Origin of the sequence: Pseudodesulfovibrio sp., assembly GCF_028692895.1 — a bacterium.
GTDB lineage: Bacteria > Desulfobacterota > Desulfovibrionia > Desulfovibrionales > Desulfovibrionaceae > Pseudodesulfovibrio.
This window is the reverse complement of the sequence record NZ_JAQUWN010000121.1, coordinates 1-4895: the sequence shown is the minus strand read 5'-3', so window position 1 is coordinate 4895 and position 4895 is coordinate 1. Positions and strand designations below refer to the sequence as shown.

The 4895-nt window shown below is 65.5% G+C and carries 6 protein-coding genes; 2 read left to right on the top strand and 4 right to left on the bottom strand.

Going from position 1 to position 4895, the window contains the following annotated elements; translation table 11 throughout:
• Positions 1-230: 230 nt before the first annotated feature.
• From PHP91_RS17000 to PHP91_RS16985, 4 genes are all read right to left on the bottom strand, one after another.
• Positions 231-1892 carry a DEAD/DEAH box helicase gene (locus tag PHP91_RS17000; protein ID WP_300143642.1) on the bottom strand — a complete coding sequence of 554 codons (1662 nt, stop codon included), beginning with the start codon at positions 1890-1892 and terminating at the stop codon, positions 231-233.
• A gap of 144 nt (positions 1893-2036) precedes the next feature.
• A complete protein-coding gene (infA, locus tag PHP91_RS16995) occupies positions 2037-2255 on the bottom strand; it encodes a translation initiation factor IF-1 (protein WP_097011754.1) in 219 nt (72 codons plus the stop codon).
• Positions 2256-2345: 90 nt separating this feature from the next.
• Complete coding sequence (locus tag PHP91_RS16990) at positions 2346-2609, bottom strand: RNA-binding protein (protein ID WP_300143635.1); 264 nt, start codon at positions 2607-2609, stop codon at positions 2346-2348.
• Between the two features lie 250 nt (positions 2610-2859).
• Positions 2860-3159: a hypothetical protein gene (locus PHP91_RS16985; protein ID WP_300143632.1), complete on the bottom strand. Its 300-nt coding sequence runs from the start codon at positions 3157-3159 to the stop codon at positions 2860-2862.
• A 115-nt stretch (positions 3160-3274) separates the two neighbouring features.
• Between PHP91_RS16985 and PHP91_RS16980 the strand changes: the two genes are divergently transcribed.
• Positions 3275-3760 (top strand): hypothetical protein, encoded by a 486-nt coding sequence (locus tag PHP91_RS16980; protein WP_300143630.1) that lies wholly within the window; start codon positions 3275-3277, stop codon positions 3758-3760.
• A 44-nt stretch (positions 3761-3804) separates the two neighbouring features.
• Positions 3805-4623 carry a tetratricopeptide repeat protein gene (locus tag PHP91_RS16975; protein WP_300143627.1) on the top strand — a complete coding sequence of 273 codons (819 nt, stop codon included), beginning with the start codon at positions 3805-3807 and terminating at the stop codon, positions 4621-4623.
• Positions 4624-4895 lie beyond the last annotated feature (272 nt).

The following is a 4895-nucleotide window of genomic DNA, read 5'->3' as shown; positions in this document are numbered from 1 at the left end:
TGCCCCCGGAGGTGCAGGGCATGGTGGCCGACCGCCAGAAGGCGCGCGACGCCAAGGATTTCGCCCTGTCCGACGAGCTGCGCGAACGCATGGCCGCCGCAGGCTACCGGGTGGAGGACACCGCCGGGGCCCCGAGGGTGTTCCGGGCGTAGCCCAGGCTGAATCTTATGAGAAAAAGCCCCGGTCGCTGGCGCGGCCGGGGCTTCTTTTTGCGTGAACCGGGCGGGGGATTAGCCCTTGCTCGGCTTGTACGGCTTGCGGAAGGGCTTGCCGTCCCGCTTGGGCGGGCCGGACTTGCGGAATTCGTGGCGGAAGGGCGGCTTCTTTTCGAACTTGCCGCGCGAGACGAGCAGGTTGCCGTCGCGGTCCCTGACCCGTTCCATGACCCGCTCGGCGTCGGCCATGGGCACGGTGAAGGTGGTTCGGGTCCCCTGGACCCTGACGTGCTGGATGGCGAAGGGCTTGATTTTCGCTGCGCGGCACACGAACTCCACGAACTGCGGGGGGGTCATGCCGTCCACGCGGCCCAGGGCGCAGACAAGGTCGGCCCGGCCGTTGCCCGCGCCGGGCTTGGGCGCGGGGCTTATCTCGCGGTAGCTCGACTCCACCAGTTCGTCGCCGAAGGCGTTGCGCAGCAGGGCGGCCACGACCTCGACCGGGTCCTTCTCGGCCATCAGCTCGCGGGCCATGTCGTCGTAGGCGTCGAAGGACTCCTCGGCCATGATCGTTTCCAGCTTGTCCATCATCCGCCGCTTCTTGGAGAAGATCACGTCCCGGATGCGCGGCAGCGGGGCCTTGGCGATGTCGATGCCCGCGCCGCGCGTGATGAACATCAGCTTGCGGAACTCGCCGGGGGCGATGAGAGTGACGGCCATGCCCTCCTTGCCCGCGCGGCCGGTGCGGCCGGTGCGGTGGACGAAGGTGGCCGGGTCCTGGGGCAGGGCGTAGTTGACCACGTGGGTCAGGTCCGGGACGTCGATGCCGCGCGCGGCCACGTCCGTGGCCACCAGGATGGTGGCCCGGCGGGAGCGAAACTTGGCCAGGATCTCCTCGCGCCGGGGCTGGGAGAGGTCGCCGTGGATGGGCTCGGCCGGGTAGCCGCGCTCGTTCAGCTTTTCGGCCACCTGGTCCGCGTCGGCCCGGGTGCGGGTGAAGACCAGGCCGTAGAACTCGGGCTGGGCGTCGATGACCCGGCACAGGGCCTCGAACCGGTCGGCGTCGTCGATCTCGTGGAAGACGTGGCGGGTCAGTTGGGCGTCGGCCCGCTCGTCCTCCACGCGCACGGTCTCGAAGTCGCCCATGAATTCGGCGGCGATGCGCATGACCTCGCGCGGCATGGTGGCCGAGAAGAGCAGGGTGCGGCGGTCGGGGTTGGCGGCCATGAGGATCTCGCGCACGTCGTCGATGAAGCCCATGTTGCACATCTCGTCCGCCTCGTCGAGGACCACGAAATCCAGCCGGTCGAGGCGCAGGGTGCCCCGGCTCAGGTGGTCCATGATCCGGCCGGGGGTGCCGACCACCACGTCCACGCCGCGCTTGAGGGCGGCGAACTGCTGGCGGATGTCCTGGCCGCCGTAGACCGGCAGGACGCGGACGCGTTTCTCCCCCTTGAGGGAGTTGATTTCCTCGGCCACCTGGATGGCCAGCTCGCGGGTGGGGGCCAGGACCAGGGCCTGGACGTGGCCGCAGTTTTCGCTGGCGACCTCCACGATGGGCAGGGCGAAGGCCGCCGTCTTGCCGGTGCCGGTGCGGGCCTGGCCCACGATGTCGATGGCGCCCGAGAGGAGCAGGGGGATGGTCCGCTCCTGGATGGGCGTGGGATTGGCGAAGCCCTTGGCGTCAAGGGCGGCCAGGGTCGGCGCGGAGAGGCCGAGATCCTGAAAGGTAGTCATGAAAAGCCTTGTGGTAAAAAGGGAACGCGCGACGGGACGGGCGCGGACGCAAACAGCCGTTCCCGCGCACGCACTGGGGCGCGGGAACCTCGTATATGGCACCGGGCTCCCGATCCGGCAACGGAACGGGAGAAAAAATAACGTCTAGCGGGGGCGGAAGGTGATGCGGCCGCGAGTGAGGTCGTAGGGCGACAGCTCGACGGTCACGGTGTCGCCGGGCATGACGCGGATGCGGAACTTGCGCATCTTTCCGGAGATGTGGGCCAGGACGGTGTGCCCGTTTTCGAGTTCAACGCGGAACATGGCGTTGGGCAGGGCTTCCTCGACGGTGCCCTGGACGGTAATTCCTTCTTCTTTTGCCATAAGCTGGGAAAACTCCTCTTGTGTTTTGCAGACGGGAAAAGCCCGCCCTTTCGGGCGGGCTCGACTATGCCTTGTCTGGAAACGTCTCCGCTACCAGCGGGGACGTTCGGGACGGGGGCGGGCCTCGTTGACCTTGAGGTTGCGGCCGCCGAAGCTGCTGCCGTCCAGGTTCTCGATGGCTTCGAGCGCGCCCTGGTCTTCCATTTCCACGAAACCGAAGCCGCGCGGACGGCCGGTTTCGCGATCGTTGATCAGTTTGACAGAGTAGACTTCGCCGTAGGTTTCAAACGCGGCGCGGATGTCCTCTTCCGTAGCACTCCAGGGCAGGTTGCCCACATAGATGTTCTTGGCCATTTCGAAAAAAACTCCAGAAATTAAAAAAAGATGTAACAATTGGCGGTGCCCCGCCCAGGTGAAACAAAGAGGATTGAACCGAACGCGCGAGCTTCCCTTTCAAACTGCAATTTGCCCACCGATCGCCAGCGCAGACCGGCGGTTACCGGTATCGTCCCCGTGGACGTCGCCGACTACTTTAGTCAGTTCGCCTTACGCCGCCGCGTCTCCCGCGTCAAGGGAAAAATGTGTGCCTGTATACCGGATTCCCCTAGATCATAGCCTCCATATCGGCGAAAAAAACGTCCGGGTCGTAGAGGCCGGGATGGGCCTCGCCAAAGGCCGCCATGCCCTCGAAAAAGGCGTCCCAGCCGTTCAGTTCCAGGACTTTTTTGTTGTCCACGAACACCTTGAAGATGGTGCCGCACGGGCACTTGGTCAGGTTGATCTCGAACTTGCCCGCCGGGGTCAGCTCGGTCCAGTAGGCGGACCAGGCGGTCTCGTCCCCTTCGGTTTTCTTGTATTTTTCGAAAAAGGCCTCGAAGATGCGCTCGATGTCGGCTCGCTGCATGGAATACCTGCCTTGGCTGAGGGTTTGGTGCCAGTATGCACCAAGCCGGGGCCGGAGCCAAGGGGAGCCATTGCCCCGGCCATTGTTTTCGGGTATCCCCAAGGAGAGATAATCCATGATTGACCGGGAGATGCGCATGTCCCTCATCGCCAGTTGGTCCATGCCCCCGGCCAGGGGGAGCGTGAACATCGTCAACGCGGGCATCGAGGCCTTTTTCCGGGCCAACGGGTTCGCGCGGAAGCATTGCCTCCGGTTTCAGGCGTGCGTGGAGGGCGTCTGCAACTATTGCATGGGCAATATCCGGGAGCGGGGCGAGGGCGAGGACGTCCACATCCACCTCTACTGGGAGGAGCGCACCCTCCGGGTCCTGGTCATGCATCACGGCCCGGGCGGGGAGTGGGACCACGTCCTGGACGGGCGGCGCCGGGGCAAGGTGCGGCGCACCAGCTTCGACGCCATGGGGTTGTTCATCGCCGACGAGCTGGCGGAGGGCCTGGTCTTCCGCAGCCAGTACGACGTGGTGGCGGGCCGGACGGTCCGGGAATACGAATTCGCCTACGCCCTCGACCAGGGGGCCGAAGCGGCGGTGGAAGGAGCTTGATCGGCCCGCTTCCTGGCGGGGGCGGGGGCTTTGGAGGCGGAGCCGTGAACGGGGAATGCGAAGTGATGGGAGTCTACTCCCACAGCACCAGATATGAATATCGGCCGGGGGACGAGGGCTCCCGCTACCTGAACAGCACTTTCTGGTTCGTGCGCAAGCGCGACGACGAGGTGTACGAGGTCCGCCCCCTGGACGGCGACCACATCCCCTCCGGGGTGGTCCGGCTGGTGCCCAAGGCCGATTTTCTCAAGTATTACACACCGGAACTTTCCTACTACCAGACGCATCCCCTGCCGTGCCTGCTCTCCCTCCAGGAGAAGGTCCGGGGGGGCCGCCGCCTGTTCAACGCCGACCGGCTGGACAAGGCGGAGCGCGCCTTCATCGACGCGGTCATGGCCCCGGACCGTGAGGCGGGCGAGGCGGACGAACTGGCCGAAGTCTACGCCGACCAGCGCCATTTCACCCGGTTGCGCGACATGGTGGAGCGGCTGCTCAACACCGACGAGGAGTTTCGCGAGGCCGAGCGCCACCGCTTCAACGAGTTCGGCATCGACCTGCGCAAACAGTCCCGCTACGACGACTCCATCCGCTACTACACCAAGGCCCTCGAAGTGAACGAGAGCGACGAGAACCTGCACTTCAACATCGCCCGCGCCTATCACGGCAAGGGGCGTTTCGACGACTGCCGCCGCCACCTGGAGCGCGCCCTGGCCCTGAATCCGGACATGGAGGAGGCCAAGGGATTTTTGCGCGCCCTGGACGTCGAGCAGGCCGAGCGCGACATCCGGGCGGGCAGGCCCGTGCGCAGCACCGGACGCAAGCCCGCCCCGGCCGGGTCCAAAATGTACGACCTGAAATTCTAGGCGCACGTCGCCAGCGGCAGCCCGCCGGGGAACGCCTCGCCGGCGGGGCGTCTCCGACGGCCAAAGAACCTCTTGAAAGAGGTTCTCTGGACTCTCCAGAACTTTTTGGCTCCGCTTCGCGGGGCGGATCGCGGGTATTCGGCACAGTGAAACCAAAGCGCGCGGGCGGCCCAAGGGGCTGCCCGCGCGCTTTGTCTTTTTGTTTCAGGGGAAGAATCTGTCTTTCCCCGCGAAGCGGAACTAAAAAGTTTAGGAAGGGAGAGGGGATGGGG